This is a genomic window from Nocardia lijiangensis NBRC 108240 (genome assembly GCF_001613045.1).
In the GTDB taxonomy this organism is placed as follows: domain Bacteria; phylum Actinomycetota; class Actinomycetes; order Mycobacteriales; family Mycobacteriaceae; genus Nocardia; species Nocardia lijiangensis.
In genome coordinates, this window is record NZ_BDBP01000079.1 from 19,416 (window position 1) to 35,757 (window position 16,342).

The window sequence follows — 16,342 nt, forward strand, 5'->3', positions numbered from 1 at the left end:
CCGCGGTCAGTTCGCCGAGTACTGAAGCTCGCCGTCCGCTGCCCCCTCGACGGGCAGCGACAGGCGGACCGGCAGTGCGGCGAGACCGCGGATCAGCAGGCTCTTGCGCCAGCTCAGCTCGTCGAAACCGCCGTCGAGCGACATCGCGGGGATGCGGTCGAGCAGCCGGGTGAGAGCGATGGTGGCCTCCATCCGAGCCAACGCCGCGCCGACGCAGTAGTGGATGCCGTGGCCGAACGCGATGTGCCTGTTGTCGGTGCGTTCGGCGTCGACCTCGTCCGGGGCCGCGAACCGCTGCGGATCGCGGTTGGCAGCCGCCAGCGAGATCATGATGAACTCGCCCGCGTCGATCTCCCGACCGCCCAATGTGATCGGCGCGGTGGTGAACCGGGCCGTCGCCATGTGCACCGGACCCTGGCAGCGCAGGATCTCCTCGACGTAGGCGGGGACGCCGGTCGGGTCCGCGCGCAGTCGCTCGGCCGCGGCGGGATCGCGTAGCAGTTCGAGTACCGTGTTGCCGATCAGATTGACGGTGGTCTCGTGCCCGGCGGCCAGCAGCAGGAACAGCATCGAGATGAGTTCCTGCTGATCGAGCCGGTCGTTGTCGTCCTTGGCGATGATCAGCGCCGAGAGCAGGTCCTCGCGGGGGTTGTCGGTACGCATGGCGATCAGTTCGGTGAGGTAGGTGAAGAAGCTGATCCCGGCGCTGGTGCGTTCCTCGACGCTGGCCGATTCGTCGACCACGACTTCGGTCCAGGCGCGGAAGTCGTCCTTGTCGTCGTCCGCCACGCCGAGCAGCTCGCAGATCACCATGATCGGCAGCGGGAACGCGTAGTCGTCGATGAAGTCGGCGGATTCCTTGGCGCTCAATTCATCGAGCAGCGAGTCGGCGATCGCGGTGATGCGGGGGCCGAGGTTGCGGACTGCGCGGCTGGCGAACGCCTTCGCCACCAGGCTGCGTAGCCGGGTGTGCTGCGGCGGATCGGCGAAGAGCATGTTGTCGTTGACGGCGCCCGCGAACTTCTCGGCTCCGCCGTTCTTGGCTATGGCGGCCTGGCCTTCGGGCGAGGTGACCCGCTTGCTGATATTCGGTTCGATGAAGGCCTGCTTGGCCACATCCTGATCGACGACCAGCCAGCTCAGCACCCCGTCCAGCCGGACCCGATGGATAGGGCCGCGTTCGCGCAGACTCCGGTAGACGGCGTGCGGGTCCTGGTAGAAGTCGTCGTCGGTCAGCTCGATGATCTCGTTGGCGGTCGTCATGAGGTGCCCCCGGTCCTCGACGCGGAGCCGGTCGAAACCGAACGTGAATCCAGGTAGTTCACTAGCCCTGTGTCCTTTCGAGGTCGAATGGTTCTGATTTCGACGCAGCCTCGAGGAGCGGTAGCAGCGGGATCTCTTCGCTGTCCGATCGTGGTGGTGCCGAGGCGAAGTCGGCCGCCGGCTGCATCGGTGGAACGTCGAGCAGTATCGATCGGTGTGAACCATGAACAAGCCCATGAGTCGAGTGCACCGGCGACACTGCGTCGACCGGTCGTACGGCGCCGGCGGCAGAATGTCCGCGTACTCGGGGCAAATTCCCGAGCGATTCTCGCACAGGTGCGCCGCAGGGGTGGCGAGTGACCCTCGTCGCGTCCGCCGCGCGTAACTGTGGATTTGCGCTGTCTCCGCACTAGGGTTCTCGACCATGGCTGGTCTGCCCGCTGTGTGGCGTCGTGCCCTGATCACCTCGATGCTGGTCGCCGTCGGTCTGACGGCGGCGGGTTGTGGTTCCGGCGACGATTCCTCCGATATCCGAGACCTCTGCTCGCCTCCCGGGCTGAGCGCGGCGTCCGCGGCGCCGACGAACCTGGCCTCCCCGGCCACCGCGGGACCGGACCGCTACACCACCGCGAACACGGCGCCGCTCGACTCCATCGACGGGAGCAAGCTCGGGCTGATCACCCCCGGCACGCTCAGCGTGGGCACCCTCTCGGACGCGCCACCGAGCATCTGCGTGAACTCCGCGGGCGCCTTCACCGGCTTCGACAACGAGCTGCTGCGCGCGGTGGCCGCGAAACTCGGCCTGCAAGTGCAGTTCTCGGGCACCGAGTTCGCCGGTCTGCTCGCGCAGGTGGCGGGCGGGCGCTTCGACGTCGGCTCGTCCAACATCACCACCACCGATGCCCGCCGCGAGCTGGTCGGCTTCACCAACGGCTACGACTTCGGCTATTTCGCCCTAGTGGTGGCCGACGGGAGTCCGATCCGCAGCTTCGCCGATCTCGGGCCCGGCACCCGGATCGCCGTCGTGCAGGGCACGGTGCAGGACGACTACGTGGTGAACACCCTGCACCTGGATCCGGTGAAGTTCCCGGACTACAACACCGCCTACGCCAACCTGAAGACCGGCCAGGTCGACGCCTGGGTGGCCCCCTCGGCCCAAGCCGAAGGCGCGATCAAGCCGGGTGACGGCACCTCGGTGGTCCAGAACGCCTTCAGCCTGGACAATTTCGCCGCATGGGCGGTGAACGAGAACAACAAGCCGCTCACCGACGCGCTCAACAGCGGCCTGGACGCGGTGATCGCGGACGGCACCTACGCCCGCCTCTACAGCGACTGGGTGCCCAGGCAGCTGCCGCCGGGCTGGAAGCCGGGTTCCAAGGCCGCGCCGACGCCGCAGCTTCCCGATTTCGCCGCGCTCGCCGCCGAAAACCAGACGGACGAAGCCCAGGAGCCGACCGCGCCGAAGTCGACGCTGGAGCAGTTGCGTGACACGTTCTTCGACTGGTCCTTGTACCGCAAGGCCTTTCCCGATCTCATCAAGACCGGATTGCCGAACACCCTGATCCTGGCGCTGGTTTCGGGAGCGCTCGGCACCGTGCTCGGCATGCTGCTCGCGGTCGCCGGAATCTCGCGCACCCGCTGGTTGCGTTGGCCCGCAAGGGTTTACACCGATATCTTCCGCGGCCTGCCCGCCGTCGTGATCATCCTGCTCATCGGTCTCGGTATCGGGCCGGTGGCGCGAAACATCACCGGCAACAATCCGTACTGGCTCGGCGCGATCGCGCTGGCACTGCTGGCCTCGGCCTACATCGGCGAAATCTTCCGTTCCGGAATCCAATCCGTGGAGGCGGGACAGTTGGAGGCGGCGCGCGCCATCGGCTTCGGCTACCGGCAGGCCATGACGCTGGTGGTGATCCCGCAGGGCGTGCGCCGGGTGCTGCCCGCGCTGATGAACCAATTCATCGCGCTCATCAAGGATTCCTCGCTGATCTACTTCCTCGGTCTGCTGGCCAGCCAGCGCGAGCTGTTCGCGGTGGGCCGAGATCTCAACGCGCAGACCGGAAATCTCTCGCCGCTGGTCGCCGCGGGCCTGATGTACCTGGTGCTGACCATCCCGCTCACGCACCTGGTCAACTACATCGACCACCGGATGCGCACCGGCAGGCCGGACCAGCCGATCGACGAACTCGAGCAGGCCACCATCACCGAAGGGCGCTGAACCATGAGTGCATCTCTCACCGGAACCGGCCTGCACCTGACCCTCGGCCGCAACCACGTGCTGCGCGGTATCGACATCCACGTCGACGCGGGCACGACCACCACCGTCATCGGACCCTCGGGTTCGGGCAAGTCGACGCTGCTGCGGGTGCTCAACCGGCTGCACGAGCCGGACCGCGGCGACGTGCTGCTGGACGGCGAGTCGGTGCTGCGCGAGGACCCGGACCGGCTGCGCCAGCGCATCGGGATGGTGTTCCAGCACTTCAACCTGTTTCCGCACAAGACCGTCGCGGACAACATCGCGCTCGGCCCCCGTAAGTTGCGCGGTCTGTCGAAGGATGCGGCGCGGGCGCTGGCGATCGAGCAGTTGGAGATCGTGGGGCTCGCCGAGAAGGCCGACGCGCGTCCCGCGAACCTCTCCGGCGGCCAGCAGCAGCGGGTCGCGATCGCCCGAGCGCTGGCCATGCGGCCGGAGATCATGTTCTTCGACGAGGCCACCTCGGCGCTGGATCCAGAGCTGGTGAAGGGCGTGCTCGCACTGATGAGCGAGCTCGCGTCCGGCGGTATGTCGATGATCGTGGTGACGCACGAGATGGGGTTCGCGCGCAGCGTCTCCGACAACATCGTGTTCATGGATCGAGGGCAGGTGGTGGAGACCGGCACGCCGGACGCGCTGTTCGAGGCCGCCGAGACGCCGCGGTTGCGCCAGTTCCTCTCGCAGGTGCTCTGAAGGTTCCCTCGCCGATGCGCTGAGGGCCGGTAGCGCACAGCTAGCAATCTCCATTCATGCGTACGTGCTAATGTGTTTCTGTTCACAGATGCACCTGTCCATCGCGATGGAAGAAGGCTTTCTGATGACTGCAGCACACTCCGAGCACTCCGGCCACGCGCACACCCACGGCGAGGGCTGCGGCCATGTCGCCGTGCCGCACGGCGACCACGTCGACTACGTTCACGACGGTCACCTGCACCGCGCCCACGACGGCCACTTCGACGAATGCGAGCCCTCCGGCCACACCGAAGTCGTCCACGACCACAAGCACGGTGAGGGTTGCGGCCACGTCGCCGTCCCGCACGGCGACCACGTCGACTACATCCACGACGGCCACCGTCACGCTCCACACGACGGCCACTACGACGAACACTGATCCCGGCCCACGTCACACCTCTCGCGCGCCCGAGCCCTGATAAAGCTGCCGGGATCCGCGCATGGCCGGAGCGAAGGCGGGGGTACGCCTACCCCGCCTCCCGCAACCGCACCTCCAGCCGCAACCCCAAAGCCTCCGCGTACCGCTCGAGCATGGGGATCGTCGGCATGGTGCCCCCTGCCTCGAATCGCGCCACGGCAGGCTGCTTCAACCCGGCTCGCTCCGCCAACTCCGCCTGCGTGATCCCGAGTGCCCGGGAGTTGGGGGTGGAGTCAGGTGTGGAAGGTGGCGATGGCGGACCAGAGGAGGGGGGAGTGTTCGATGGCGCCGGTTTCGCGCCAGGTGGTGAGGCGGGTGCGGTGCCAGGTGGTGAGGGGGTGGAGGGGGTCGGGGTGGTCGTGGGCGGTGTCGATGGCGCAGATGAGGTCTTGGAGGGGGGTGGCGGTGGCGCCCGCGAGGCGCTGGAAGGCCAGGTCGGTGGGGAGTGGCCAGCGGGTGGCGGTGACTAGTTCGGCGCCGCCGTTGATCATGGCGGCGACGAGGCCGAGCGCCTCGGTGAAGCGGAGGTCGCCGCCGCTTTCGCAGGCGATCAAGGCGACTCGGCTCGGAATCGGCCAAAGGTCTGGGCCCGCAACGGGTTCGGGGGCCAGGGTGTGAGTGCCGAGCAGGAGGTCCTTGGCCGAGAGTGGGCGGTGCGTGCGCAGGGGTTCGGCGAAACCGGTGGTTTCGGCCGTGCACGCCAGGTGGAGTTCGGCGCTTTCGCTCTGACCGGACTCCGGGGCGGCGGCCGTGACGTGGCCGACGTAGATCAGCCGCGAAGCCCCCGCGCGGAGCGTGTCGGAGAGCCACCCGCGATCCAGGTCGGTTCGGCGGAAGACCTCGACGGTATCCGTCGCGGTGGGCCGGAGGCGTTGGTGTGCAATATGTTCGGCGACGCGCTCGGAGAGTGCGCCCGCACCGTTCATCCGTCCCAGCACCGAGCCTAGGGCGGAGTCGGCGCGGAATCCCGGCACCCGCGGATCGAGCACGGCGACCACCGGCAACTCGCGATCGGCCGACCAGCTGCGCGCGAACCGGCCCGGCGCATGCACGACGCCTGCGGGAGCGAGCAGGCTGACGTCGGCGATGTCGATGAGTCGCAGGTCGGGGTCGGGCGCGATGATCTCCCACGGCACCTGCGCCACCCGCGGCGAGGGTTGCAGCCGGATGTGCGGCCGAACTCCGCCCGTGTACATCTCGTGCAACTGCGCGGCAAGGGCATAGGGCAGCAGCGCGCGGGAAAGCGACTGCGCCAATGCATATTCCGCATCCACCGACGCGAACGCGCCGGTCGTCAGCGCGCGCTCGAGCCCGCCCGGCGCGTCGGGCTTCGGCAGCGCATCGGCAAGCGCCGACACGGCCTCCGCGATCGGATCACCCGGCAGCATCGCGGCTCCGCGCGGCGCTACGTCGTCTTCCCACCGCCAGGACATGTACAGGTCACCGGCGTCGGCCATCCGCACGACAACCGTCGGCTGCTCGGGAGTCGTCATGCTCGAACCCCGTGATTCGTGCGCCGTGCCGATGTGGGCCGCCGATCAGTAGGGTCACTCATATCGTCAGCACCCGTTCCTCGCGCACCGCGCGGCCATAGCGCTGCTCGGCGGTGGTGATGTACTCCGCCAGTGCGATGTGTCCGTCCGGCGCGACCGCCAGCCGTGGCGGTGGGGCGACCCGCAGGCCGGCGGCCGCGGCGACCTTGGCCAATGCCGAACCGAGGTGGAGCGCCGAACCCTCGGTCGAGGCGGGCGTTTCGATCGGCGAGAGCGGTTCGAGTGGCAGCTGCGGGCGGGGCTGGTGGTCGGTCGCATCGACATCCACTGTGGTGCCCGCACATTGGGTTTCGATGAGGTCGGCGATGAGCGGGCCGTCTCCGCAGAGGAACGCGAACCGGAACGCCAAGCGCATCGCGGGGTCGGCGATCTCGCGGTTCCACTGGGCGCGCTGGCTGCCGTTCGGCAGCGTGTAGCGCACGGCATCGATGGCGATGGCCGCGGGCACCGCCACATCGCGGGCCAGCGCCAGCAGTTCGGGGGTCGGCGAGGCGACGCTGTCGATGAGCGCCTCCAGCAATACCGCATGCCAGAAATCGACCTGCGCGCAGTGCAATCCGAGACCGCGCGCCGCGTACGCCTCGAACGCGGCGGCGAGCAACTCCTGTCCCTCGTCGACTCGAAAACCTTTGAAAGCCACTGTCGCGAGGCGGGTCTGGACGGCGGCCACGTCCAGCGCCGCGCCGGACGCCTCGAAGCAGGCCAGGCTGCGCCGGTACAGCGCCTCGGCTTGTTCGTCGTCGCGCTGTTCGGCGACGAATCCCATGATCCTGAGCCCGACCCCGGCGCGGTACTCGAGCCCGGCTTGTTCGAAGTACCACTGGCTCGCCCGCAGCGGCGCCTCCGCCTCGTCGAACCGGTCCACCCTGGTGTACAGGGTGGCGAGATTCTGCTGGGTTTCGGCCACCGCGTTGTGGTCGCCCGCCGCCTCGAAGGCGCGCAGCGCTTGTTCGGCGAAGTCGATGCCGAGTTCCCTGCGTCCGGTCTCGAAGTAGGCGCCCGCCAAGTTCATCAGCGGATGACCCGCCAGATGCGGCGCGAAATGCTCTGCGACGTTCAGGGTTTCGGTGGCCAGTTCGATCACCCGCACCCACTTGGCGCGGTGGAACGCCACCGCGGTCAGCGAGAGCAGGCAGGGCACCCGCAGCGACCCGAATTCGGGATTGTCCGCGAGCAGCGCCCTGGCCTCCTCGAGCGCTTCCTGCGCCGTGTCGAGTTCGCCGAGGTGCTGTAGCGCCTGCGAGTAGTTGACGAGCGTGGACGCGCGTTTCTCGACGGCATCGTCGGGGATCTGTGCCAGCGCCGACCGGAACCGGACGGCCGCGCCCGCGTGGTCGCCGAGTTCGTCGCACATGCTCGCGGCGTTGACCAGCGCGCTGACCCGCACACCGTCGGAGGTGGTGCGGACCGCGTGCTCGAAGATTCGCAGCGCCTCCGCGACTTCGCCGCGCTGATACGCCGCGGCTCCCTCGTAGAGCAGTTCCAGGCCGGGCGGCGCTGCGTCGTCCTGCGTCATCAGAAGTCCGAATCCGATGCGGCGGCCGCGATCTCGGCCAGTAGCGGCGCATCGTCGTCGCTCGCTGTGGCGCGGCGCAGCCGGGCTGCCACCAGATCCCGGATGCGCGCGCGCTCGTCGTGCTCGGCGGGGGAGAGCGGTTCCGGACCCACGCCCGGCACGTAAACCTGCACCCCCGCAACAGCTTCCGCATCGGTAGACGCGGTGCCATGCCAGGTGTCGCCGAATAGATGGAGTTCGGTATCGATCACGCCGACCGCTGTGTCGAGCAGCGCGCGCGGGTGCAGATGCGCGGGCGGGGCCCCGAGTTGCGGCGCGGCAACCGCCTGCACCCGAACGAGCGTCGCACCTTCCGCCCTCGTCAACTCCCAGGACACCGCGTGCTCGGAAGCGTCGACCAGGCCGGGCGGGCAGCGCCGCCAGTCCCAGCCGCTGCTGCCCCTCCCGAAGACCAGTTCACCGTGTCGCGCACCGGAACCGGCGGCCAGCGCATAGTCCTCCGCGCGGCCCAGCGCGACGGGTGCCGAGGGCGCGGGCTCGGGATGCGCATCCGCGCCGTCCACGATCAACTCGCACGCCTCGGTGAGCGTGGCGATCTCGGTGTCGAGCAGCCGCTGATCCAGCGCCGGGATGCCGTCGATGGTGGAGGCGGGCCACCAGCGCGTCGCCCAGTGCGCGTAAGCCAGCTTTCTGGCCTGCGCGACCAGAGCGGGCAGCGCGGGTTCGGCCGCAAGCTCGACGGCCTCCCGGTCGGCGACGGCGAGTGCGACGCGCTCGCCGTACACGGCCCACAACCATTCCTGCGCTTCGTCGAGGTCGTGCAGCACGGCGGCGGGAACCGGCTCTCCGGCAAGCAGACTCCAACCGAGGTGGCCGCCGACGACCTCCAGCACCATGGTGTCCAGCGGGGGAACGTCGGCTGCGAGCACCGGCGCGCCCGCAGGCGCGATGGTCCAGAGTCCATCGGCGTCTTCGCGCACGAGCACCGTATTCATCAGCTCGCCCTCGATTCCGTCGAATCGCCTTCGCCCGCGACAGCATTCGCACTGAGCGCGTTCTTCACCTTGGTGCGATGATCGAGGATGACCGAGCGGGCGACGCCATCCAGCAGATCCCACAGCTCCTCGGGTTCGGCCACCGGCGCCGTCCGAACATCACGGCCGTGCAGACGAACCCACAGCCGCCGCAGATAGGGCCGCCACGGCGTGCGGAGTTCCGCGGCGATCTGCGCAAGCGGCCCGCGCACTTCATCGCCATCGTGCACCGCAAGCCGCCGTGCTTGCAGCACATAGGCTTCGCGCCGCCAGCGGTTGTTGATCACCTGGTTTGCCGCGGATCCGCGCACCACGTCGACCGGCGCCGATACCCGCCCGGCCACCCGTTTGGCGTCCGTGCTGCCGCGCTCCGACCACGCCGCATCGGCCAAGCGGCGCACCCGCCCCGCCTCATGGACGCGCTCGTTCACCCCCGCGCCGAACGGCGAAAGGCCAACGGCAAGTACGGCTCCGGTAGCAGCCGCGACCCGCAGCGTCTCGTCCAGCAGTGCCCACGGCGAACAACTGCGGGCGATTTCGTCGGTGACGAGTTCCGGGATCGGTGGCAGTTCGGCGCGTTCGCTCGAGGCCTGCAATACCGTGAAGACCCGTTCGTAGATCGTGCGATCGAACGGGAGCCCGAGGTCCGCCTTGGACGCCGAGGCGCCGAGCGCGGGCGGGTGCGGTAGCGGATGCGCGGTGAGCCCGAGTTCGTTCGCGCTGCCGCCGGATGCCCGGTGCCAGAGGTCGATTCCGGAGTGGGTGCCCGCGCGCGCCGCCACGAGACGGTCGAGTTCGGGCTGTCCGTCGCCGGTCACCCGGCTGTTCGCGCACGCGTCGAGCAGTTCCTCGAACGCCGCGGTGTGATCGCCGCTCGCCGTCGCCGGTCGCCGTCGCCAGGCGATCTCGATCAACCCGCCCAGCTCCCGCGCCAATCCCGCGTCGGTGAGATGGTTCTTGAGCGCCTGCGTGGTGCGGCCCGCGGCGAATTCGTGGATATCGCGCAGCGCGGCTTCCGCTGTTTGCCTGTCCCGCACCGGATCCGGGTGCCCCGCCGTCGTCGCGAGCTCGAAGCAGCGCTGGAAGTAGAGATCCTGCGGATTGCCCTCGGTGATGCGCAGTGCGCGGCGAACCTGTTTGAGCAGCGTGAACCAGGCCGCGGTGGCCCGCAATACGTCCGCGGCGGCGAATATCCGCGTGGCGAGCAGCGTCGCGCCGTCCGCGCTCAGGATCGCGCCCGCGCAAGTCGGATGCTGCACGGGCCGGATCACCAAAGGGTCGAGCACGAGTTTGACGGTCCGGCGCAGCGGTCCGCCGTGCGGTCCGCTGAGTGCTTCCACGCCGTCGAGCCTGCGCCACACCTCGTCGAGCACCATGGCGCGCGGTCGTCGCATTCGACCAGGTTAACGGACCTCTGGCCGACTCGGGCCGCCGAAACCTGGGATCGGTAGGCGGCGCGCGATTTCTACCTTTCTCGCAACGGCCCAACCACGGGGCCGGACCAACCGAGAGAGACAGGAACAGATCACCATGAACACCAAGCACTTCCGCATCGGCACCGCCGCCATCGCCGCCATCGCGCTCACCGGCTTCCTCACCGCCTGCGGCGACGACTCCGCGAAGAGCTCGCCCGCGACCTCGCAGCAGACCACCGCCGCCGCGCCCGCGGCCCCGGCCTCCGGAAAGTCCGCGGCGCTGGTCGACGGCAAGACGCTGACCGGCACGTTCGACACCACCTGCGCCAAGCAGGGCGACACCCTGGCGCTCGCGCTGACCGACAACAACAACGCCACCTACGGCCAGCTGACGGTCAGCGCCACCGTCACCGGCGCCGACACCGTGCAGGCCGTCGGCATCGCGGGCAGCAAGGGCGGTTCCTCGGGTCTGCCCTATGCGGTGGGCTACGGCAACGGCCAGCCGGGCGGCTCGGCGAAGGTCGTGAAGGACGGCAACACCTACAAGGTCACCGGCGAGGGCGTCGGCGCGCCGGACCTGACCAATCCGCTGGCGGGGCCGTCGACCTCGACCTTCGACATCACCTTCGCCTGCTCGACCATCGTCGGCGCCTGACGGACGGTCCGAGTGCTCGGCTCCCCGTCGTCCCGCGAGCCCGGCGCTACCGAGGGGTGCGCCTGGCAGGCACGACGGGGTTGCCCGGAACCCGGAACACCCGGCCCGACAACGAACAACCGAGGAGCACACCATGGCAACCAAACTGCGCGCCGCCGCGATCGTCTTCGGCCTCGCCGCGATCGGCCTCTACCTCTGGCACGGCCTCACCTACGAGCCGAGCAGCCCCTACGAGCCCGGCTTCCTCGCGTGGGTGAACGGCTTCATGGCCCTGCCGATCATCGCGTTCACCGCGGTGGTGATGGTCTTCGCCTTCACCGGCGAGGGCATCATGTCCGCCTTCACGGGGCTCAACACCACGGAATTCCGCGGCGGGCTGCTCGGCATCGGCACCGTGAAGTCGTTCCGGCAGACCGGTCTCACCGTCAACGACCAGCCGCAGATTCGCATCGAGTTCAGCGTCGAAGGCGTGGACGGCAAGGTCTTCGAGTCCGCGGCGAAGCTGATCGTGCCGCTCACCGAACTGGCGCTGCTGCGTCCAGGGGTGGTGCTTCCGGTGCGGTACCTGCCGGACCGCACCGACAAGGTGGAGGTGGATCTGTCCGGCGACAGCGTCGAGGCGCAGCGGGTGATGAACGAATCCATGATCCGCAAGGGCTTCACCACCGAGGCCAAGCTGGACATCGCGGCCCGCGGCATCGCGGCCCAGGCGGTGGTGCAATCGCTGTCGGTGCCCGGCGAGATCCGCGGCGGATACTCGAAGGTGGAGATCGGCCTGGCCGTCACCAGGCCCGACGGCAGTACCTTCCGCACCCGCGCCGAGAAGTTCCTGCCTCCGGCCAGCGTCGGCAATGTGCAGGTGGGCAGGATCGTGCAGGTGCACTACTTGCCGGAGAACGAGCAGGAGGTCGTCATCGCGGTTCCGGTGAACGCCTGAGACTTGGTCGGCTGTTCACCTGGGTGTTTCCTGGGAATAGCCTGGGGCGTTTAGCGTGCGGCCGACAGCCCGAAGCAGGAGATCGTGACCTTGAAACCACTCGCCCTTTTCGTGCAGCACGACGGCCGCTCCGCGCGCGCCGCCGTGACCTGCGAGTACAAATGCGCCAACGCGTGCTTCCACGAGACACCCAACACCTCGGGCGGCGAGTACTTCGGCGACATCGTCAGCTCCCTGAATCGGCGCGGTCTGATCAAGGGCGGCGCGGCCGCGGTGCTCGCCGTCGGCGCCGCCTCCGCGCTGGCGGCCTGCGGTGACGACGAGGCAGGCACCGGCGCCACCCCGGCGGGCCCGCCCGGCACCGGAACCGACTTCACCGCGGTCGCCCCCAACAAGGAAGATGCCCTCGTCATCCCGGAGGGTTACGAACAGTCGGTCGTGATCCGCTGGGGCGACCCGCTTTTCGCCGACGCACCCGCCTTCGATTTCGACAAGCAGACCGCCGCCGCGCAGGTCAAGCAGTTCGGCTACAACAACGACTTCGCGGCCCTGCTGCCGATCGAGGGCCAGGCCAACAGCTACCTGCTGGTGGTCAACCACGAGTACACCACCGCGCCGCAGATGTTCCGCGGCTACGACAAAGCGAACCCGACGCCCGAGCAGCTCGCCATCACCATGGCGGCGCACGGCCTGACCGTCGTCGAGGTCAAGGGTGAAGCGGGCACCGGCAAGCTGACGCCCGTCTTCGGCAAGTACAACCGCCGCATCACCGCGACCACCGAGTTCACCGTGACCGGTCCGGCCGCAGGGAGCGATCTGCTGAAGACCTCCGCCGACCCGACCGGCACCAAGGTGCTCGGCACCTTCGCCAACTGCGCGGGCGGTGTGACGCCCTGGGGCACAGTGCTTTCCGGCGAGGAGAACTTCCACGGCTACTTCGCCAACGGCGACAAGCCCGCGGGCGGCGACGCCGCGGTGGCGCGCGCCAAGCGCTACGGCTTCACCGCGGGCGCGACGGCCAACCTGTGGGAGCGCGCCGACAAGCGCTTCGACCTGGCCCAGGAACCCAACGAGGCCAATCGTTTCGGCTACGTCATCGAGGTCGACCCGTGGGACCCGAACTCGACGCCGGTCAAGCACACGGCCATGGGCAGGCTCAAGCACGAGGGCGCGAATATCTACGTCACCAAGGGTGGCGACGTCGTCTCCTACACCGGGGACGACGAAAGATTCGACTACATGTACAAATTCGTGTCGTCCCGCAAGGTGCAGTCCGGCACCGGCGCGGCCAGCAGGCGGCACAACATGACCATTCTCGACGCGGGCACCCTCTACGTCGCCAAGCTCACCGGCGACCACGCGGACAAGATCGACGGCACCGGCGCCAAGCCTTCGGATCAGGGCTTCACCGGTAAGGGACAGTGGATTCCGCTGCTGGAGACCAACGCCGAGGGCAAGGGCAAGTCGCTCGTCGACGGTATGACCGCCGAAGAGGTCGCGGTGTTCACCCGGCTGGCGGCCGACAAGGTCGGCGCCACCAAGATGGACCGCCCGGAGGACTTCGAGGCCAACCCCTTCACCGGCAAGGTGTACGTCGCGCTGACCAACAACGACAACCGCGGCAAGGAGGGCAAGGCCGGTCCGGACGAGGCGAACCCGCGCAACCTCAACAAGAACGGCCAGGTCCTCGAGATCGACGACGACCACACCGGCACCCAGTTCACCTGGTCGCTGCTGCTGGTCTGCGGCGACCCGGCCGCGGCGGACACCTACTACGCCGGGTTCGACAAGACCAAGGTGAGCCCGATCTCCTGCCCGGACAACCTGGCCTTCGACCCGTACGGCAACCTGTGGATCTCCACCGACGGCAACGCGCTGAAGTCCAACGACGGCCTCTTCTCGGTGGTGCTGGACGGCGCGAATCGCGGTGAGACCAAACAGTTCCTGACGGTGCCGCGCGGCGGTGAGACCTGCGGTCCGATCGTCACCGAATCGCGGGTCATCGTGTGCGTGCAGCATCCGGGCGAGGCCGACGACGCCACTCCCGACAACCCGCTCTCGCACTGGCCCGACGGCGGTTCCGCGCAGCCGCGGCCCTCGGTGGCGGTGGTCTGGAAGAAGAACGGCGGCCGCATCGGCGTGTAACCGGCTGTCCCCCGGGTGGTTTCGCCACCCGGGGGCATCGGTCAGCTGCTTCCGGTGAGCCCGCCCATGTTGGCGAAGCGGGCGAAATCGCCTTGGGCGCCGCTGTATACGTTGAGGTCGGTGCGGCCCGCGATGCCGGGGATGCTGCCGCTGTCGGTGGTCTGCCAGAACGTCCACGTCGGCCAGCCGCCGGGCACCTCGGGCTGATCGTTGCCGCGGTAGTCGGCGATCCACAGCGGATAGTGAGTGAACTCGCTGGTGTTGGCCATCGCCGTCTTCCAGAAGTTCGGATAGGTGTAGACGATCGGCACCCGGCCGGTCAGCGCCTGCACGGTGTTCAGGTAGCGGTGCGTCCAGTTGATCAGCGCCGCGGGATCGAGCCCGCCGGTGTGCTCGAGATCCAGCACGGGCGGCAGGTCCAGCGGACCGTTCTGGCCGAGCACTATCGCGGCGTAGAGCGCCGCTTGCGGTTCCGGCGGCAGTTGCGGCCGGGCGTAGTGATACGTGCCGCGGGCCATGCCCGCCGCGCGCATCAGCAGGCTGTCCGCGACGAAGTAGGGATTGATGTAGCTCAAGCCTTCGGTGGCCTTGACCATGGCGAAATCGTGTCCCGATCGCTTGACGGCGAACCAGTCGATCAGCCGCCCGTCGATGTGCTGCCAGGACGAGACATCCGGCCCGACCGGCGCGGCCGCCGCCTGTCCGTTTGCCGAAAGGATGCTGCCCACGACGAGCGCGGACAACGCAAGATTGCGGGTCGCTCTCCAACGAGTGCTATCCATGCTCTTCGACCTTAGGTGGCGGCACTTCAGGCGAACAGTGGTACGAATGATTCGGTTGCCGAATGTTTACCAGAGAACGGTAGTGATCATCCGAGCCAGTCAAGCACCGACGCGGCGGTCCAGGACTGCTGCATGCTGCCGAGCGGCTCGCCGGTGAAAGGCTCGTAGTACTCCGCGAAGGCGCCGTCGCTGGCCTGCCGCAGCCCCTCGGCGCGGAGCATGAACGCCCGCTCGGCCCAGCCGCGACGGGCGAAGACCCAGGAGAACAGCCAGCTCATCACCGGCCACACCGGCCCGCGCCAGTATTCGCGCGGCCGGAAGTCCTTGGAGACGGGGGAGGTCGAGGGCGGCAGCGCGTAGCGCAGGTCCGGGTGACCGCAGTAGCGCGGGCCCTCGAACAGGCGAAGCAGGCTGCGCTCGGTGTTGCGCGGCAGGCCGCCGCACAGCAGCGGGGCGAAGACCGCGAGGGTCTCGGTGCCGATCCAGCGCTGCGCGCGCACGTCGAAATCGCGGGCCGCGCCCGTGCGGGCGTCCGCGGTGGCGACGACGCCCGCGCGGAAGCGATCGGCCCACGCGTACAGGTCGCGCACGTCGGCGTTCGGCTGCTTGTACTCCTCGCCGATATGGGCGAGCACCTCGCAGGCCAGCGAGAAGATCGCGGTGACGAACACGTCCTCCACGGCGAAGCTCATGCTGGAGGCCAGCAGGTAGTCGTCGTATCCGGCCCGCCGCATCTGCTCGACCAGCCACAGGTACCTGTCGTACTCGCGGTCGGTGGGGCGCTGGGTCGGATCGGAGACGACCAGCACGTCCTCGCGGTGGTAGGCGGGCAGGTCGCCGGGGAGGACGTTCTCGTAGGCGCGGTCCCAGCGCGGCGAGTTGTCCATGCCGGATTCCCAGCCGTGATAGAGCGTGATCCGGCCGTTCTCCTTCGGATCGCGGGCGTGCGCGAGCCAGCGATGCCAGCGCACCAGATCCGGCCAGCGACGGTTGAGGAACTCCTCGGCGACCGCGCGGGTGCTGCGGCCGTGGCGTCGCGAGTGATCGAGGATGCGCTGCACGGCGATGGCGTGCACCGGCGGCTGGGTGATGCCGGAGGTGTCCGGTCCGTCGGGCGCATTGGCGGCCAGCTTGCGGCACTCCCAGCGGGCCGGGCCGGGGAAGTAGCCGTCCACACCGTTGGCGAACACGATGTGCGGGATCATCCCGTTCTTCCACTGCGCCGAGAGCAGCGTGTCCAGCTCGACGACGGCCCGTTCCACGCTGAGCGGAGCGAGGCCGACCGCGACGAACGCCGCGTCCCAGCTCCACATGTGCGGGTACAGCCGGGGCGCCGCACTGGTCATCGTGCCCAGGTCGTTGCCCCGCAGCAGGTAGGCGGCGCGCGCCGCGAGCTGAGTGGGGGTGAAACCCGGATGTGCCATCCCCCTATTCTGCGATCCCACGGGGAGATATGCCCGCTCGGCAGCGGTGCGTTGCGTCGCAGTATCGGGTTCGGCCGTACCGCCGATTCGTGGCCCGGCATCGTTCCCGGCCTGCGGCGTTCGATGGTGGCTCATCAGGTGTTCCGCGGATCTCACTCTCGCATGCCCCCCGTACGTGGAGATTGTTACGACGTATGCGTGCATCGCTACGAGT

14 protein-coding genes are annotated in these 16,342 nt (G+C 68.7%); 6 read left to right on the forward strand and 8 right to left on the reverse strand.

Going from position 1 to position 16,342, the window contains the following annotated elements; translation table 11 throughout:
- Positions 1-6 precede the first annotated feature (6 nt).
- Positions 7-1,263, reverse strand: coding sequence for a cytochrome P450 family protein (locus tag NL1_RS26850; protein WP_067844887.1), 1,257 nt, complete (start codon positions 1,261-1,263; stop codon positions 7-9).
- Positions 1,264-1,687: 424 nt separating this feature from the next.
- Here NL1_RS26850 and NL1_RS26855 point away from each other — a divergent pair, with 424 nt between their 5' ends.
- The 3 genes from NL1_RS26855 to NL1_RS36870 all read left to right on the forward strand — a co-directional run bounded on the left by NL1_RS26855 (position 1,688) and on the right by NL1_RS36870 (position 4,628).
- Positions 1,688-3,481 carry an ABC transporter substrate-binding protein/permease gene (locus tag NL1_RS26855; protein ID WP_067844889.1) on the forward strand — a complete coding sequence of 598 codons (1,794 nt, stop codon included), beginning with the start codon at positions 1,688-1,690 and terminating at the stop codon, positions 3,479-3,481.
- Positions 3,482-3,484: 3 nt separating this feature from the next.
- Positions 3,485-4,210 carry an amino acid ABC transporter ATP-binding protein gene (locus NL1_RS26860; RefSeq protein WP_067844891.1) on the forward strand — a complete coding sequence of 242 codons (726 nt, stop codon included), beginning with the start codon at positions 3,485-3,487 and terminating at the stop codon, positions 4,208-4,210.
- A gap of 124 nt (positions 4,211-4,334) precedes the next feature.
- Positions 4,335-4,628 carry a hypothetical protein gene (locus NL1_RS36870; RefSeq protein ID WP_084510975.1) on the forward strand — a complete coding sequence of 98 codons (294 nt, stop codon included), beginning with the start codon at positions 4,335-4,337 and terminating at the stop codon, positions 4,626-4,628.
- An 88-nt stretch (positions 4,629-4,716) separates the two neighbouring features.
- On the opposite strand, the gene NL1_RS36875 is transcribed toward NL1_RS36870, so the two are convergent.
- Genes NL1_RS36875 through NL1_RS26885 form a run of 5 tightly spaced genes read right to left on the reverse strand, consistent with a single transcriptional unit; the run spans position 4,717 to position 10,146 of the window.
- Entirely contained in the window at positions 4,717-4,872 is a 156-nt protein-coding gene (locus NL1_RS36875) for a helix-turn-helix domain-containing protein (RefSeq protein ID WP_281180864.1), read from the reverse strand.
- A gap of 28 nt (positions 4,873-4,900) precedes the next feature.
- Positions 4,901-6,160: a CHAT domain-containing protein gene (locus tag NL1_RS26870; protein WP_067844894.1), complete on the reverse strand. Its 1,260-nt coding sequence runs from the start codon at positions 6,158-6,160 to the stop codon at positions 4,901-4,903.
- Positions 6,161-6,218: 58 nt separating this feature from the next.
- Positions 6,219-7,736, reverse strand: coding sequence for a tetratricopeptide repeat protein (locus tag NL1_RS26875; RefSeq protein ID WP_067844896.1), 1,518 nt, complete (start codon positions 7,734-7,736; stop codon positions 6,219-6,221).
- Positions 7,736-8,731 (reverse strand): hypothetical protein, encoded by a 996-nt coding sequence (locus NL1_RS26880; protein WP_067844898.1) that lies wholly within the window; start codon positions 8,729-8,731, stop codon positions 7,736-7,738. The genes NL1_RS26875 and NL1_RS26880 overlap by 1 nt, the downstream gene beginning before the upstream one ends.
- Positions 8,731-10,146: a hypothetical protein gene (locus NL1_RS26885; protein ID WP_067844901.1), complete on the reverse strand. Its 1,416-nt coding sequence runs from the start codon at positions 10,144-10,146 to the stop codon at positions 8,731-8,733. Before NL1_RS26885 ends, NL1_RS26880 begins: the two co-directional genes overlap by 1 nt.
- A 154-nt stretch (positions 10,147-10,300) precedes the next feature.
- On the opposite strand from NL1_RS26885, the gene NL1_RS26890 reads away from it, so the two are divergent.
- From NL1_RS26890 to NL1_RS26900, 3 genes are all read left to right on the forward strand, one after another.
- The gene (locus NL1_RS26890; protein ID WP_067844903.1) at positions 10,301-10,840 is read left to right on the forward strand and encodes a lipoprotein LpqH; all 540 of its coding nucleotides are present in this window, start codon (positions 10,301-10,303) and stop codon (positions 10,838-10,840) included.
- 133 nt (positions 10,841-10,973) lie between these two features.
- Complete coding sequence (locus NL1_RS26895) at positions 10,974-11,777, forward strand: hypothetical protein (RefSeq protein ID WP_067844905.1); 804 nt, start codon at positions 10,974-10,976, stop codon at positions 11,775-11,777.
- 84 nt (positions 11,778-11,861) lie between these two features.
- Positions 11,862-13,922 (forward strand): PhoX family protein, encoded by a 2,061-nt coding sequence (locus NL1_RS26900; RefSeq protein WP_067844908.1) that lies wholly within the window; start codon positions 11,862-11,864, stop codon positions 13,920-13,922.
- Positions 13,923-13,963: 41 nt separating this feature from the next.
- Here NL1_RS26900 and NL1_RS26905 read toward each other — a convergent pair whose 3' ends face one another.
- Together NL1_RS26905 and ggh are read right to left on the reverse strand one after the other, a co-directional pair.
- On the reverse strand, positions 13,964-14,704 hold the full coding sequence (locus NL1_RS26905; protein WP_067844909.1) for a glycoside hydrolase family 25 protein: 741 nt from the start codon (positions 14,702-14,704) through the stop codon (positions 13,964-13,966).
- An 86-nt stretch (positions 14,705-14,790) separates the two neighbouring features.
- A complete protein-coding gene (ggh, locus tag NL1_RS26910) occupies positions 14,791-16,128 on the reverse strand; it encodes a glucosylglycerate hydrolase (RefSeq protein WP_067844911.1) in 1,338 nt (445 codons plus the stop codon).
- Positions 16,129-16,342 lie beyond the last annotated feature (214 nt).

What these genes read in the sequence shown, in the direction of transcription:
- NL1_RS26850 (WP_067844887.1), bottom strand. Translation starts at nt 1,263, where the DNA reads ATGACGACCGCCAACGAGATCATCGAGCTGACCGACGACGACTTCTAC.
- NL1_RS26855 (WP_067844889.1), top strand. Translation starts at nt 1,688, where the DNA reads ATGGCTGGTCTGCCCGCTGTGTGGCGTCGTGCCCTGATCACCTCGATG.
- NL1_RS26860 (WP_067844891.1), top strand. Translation starts at nt 3,485, where the DNA reads ATGAGTGCATCTCTCACCGGAACCGGCCTGCACCTGACCCTCGGCCGC.
- NL1_RS36870 (WP_084510975.1), top strand. Translation starts at nt 4,335, where the DNA reads ATGACTGCAGCACACTCCGAGCACTCCGGCCACGCGCACACCCACGGC.
- NL1_RS26870 (WP_067844894.1), bottom strand. Translation starts at nt 6,160, where the DNA reads ATGACGACTCCCGAGCAGCCGACGGTTGTCGTGCGGATGGCCGACGCC.
- NL1_RS26875 (WP_067844896.1), bottom strand. Translation starts at nt 7,736, where the DNA reads ATGACGCAGGACGACGCAGCGCCGCCCGGCCTGGAACTGCTCTACGAG.
- NL1_RS26880 (WP_067844898.1), bottom strand. Translation starts at nt 8,731, where the DNA reads ATGAATACGGTGCTCGTGCGCGAAGACGCCGATGGACTCTGGACCATC.
- NL1_RS26885 (WP_067844901.1), bottom strand. Translation starts at nt 10,146, where the DNA reads ATGGTGCTCGACGAGGTGTGGCGCAGGCTCGACGGCGTGGAAGCACTC.
- NL1_RS26890 (WP_067844903.1), top strand. Translation starts at nt 10,301, where the DNA reads ATGAACACCAAGCACTTCCGCATCGGCACCGCCGCCATCGCCGCCATC.
- NL1_RS26895 (WP_067844905.1), top strand. Translation starts at nt 10,974, where the DNA reads ATGGCAACCAAACTGCGCGCCGCCGCGATCGTCTTCGGCCTCGCCGCG.
- NL1_RS26905 (WP_067844909.1), bottom strand. Translation starts at nt 14,704, where the DNA reads ATGGATAGCACTCGTTGGAGAGCGACCCGCAATCTTGCGTTGTCCGCG.
- ggh (WP_067844911.1), bottom strand. Translation starts at nt 16,128, where the DNA reads ATGGCACATCCGGGTTTCACCCCCACTCAGCTCGCGGCGCGCGCCGCC.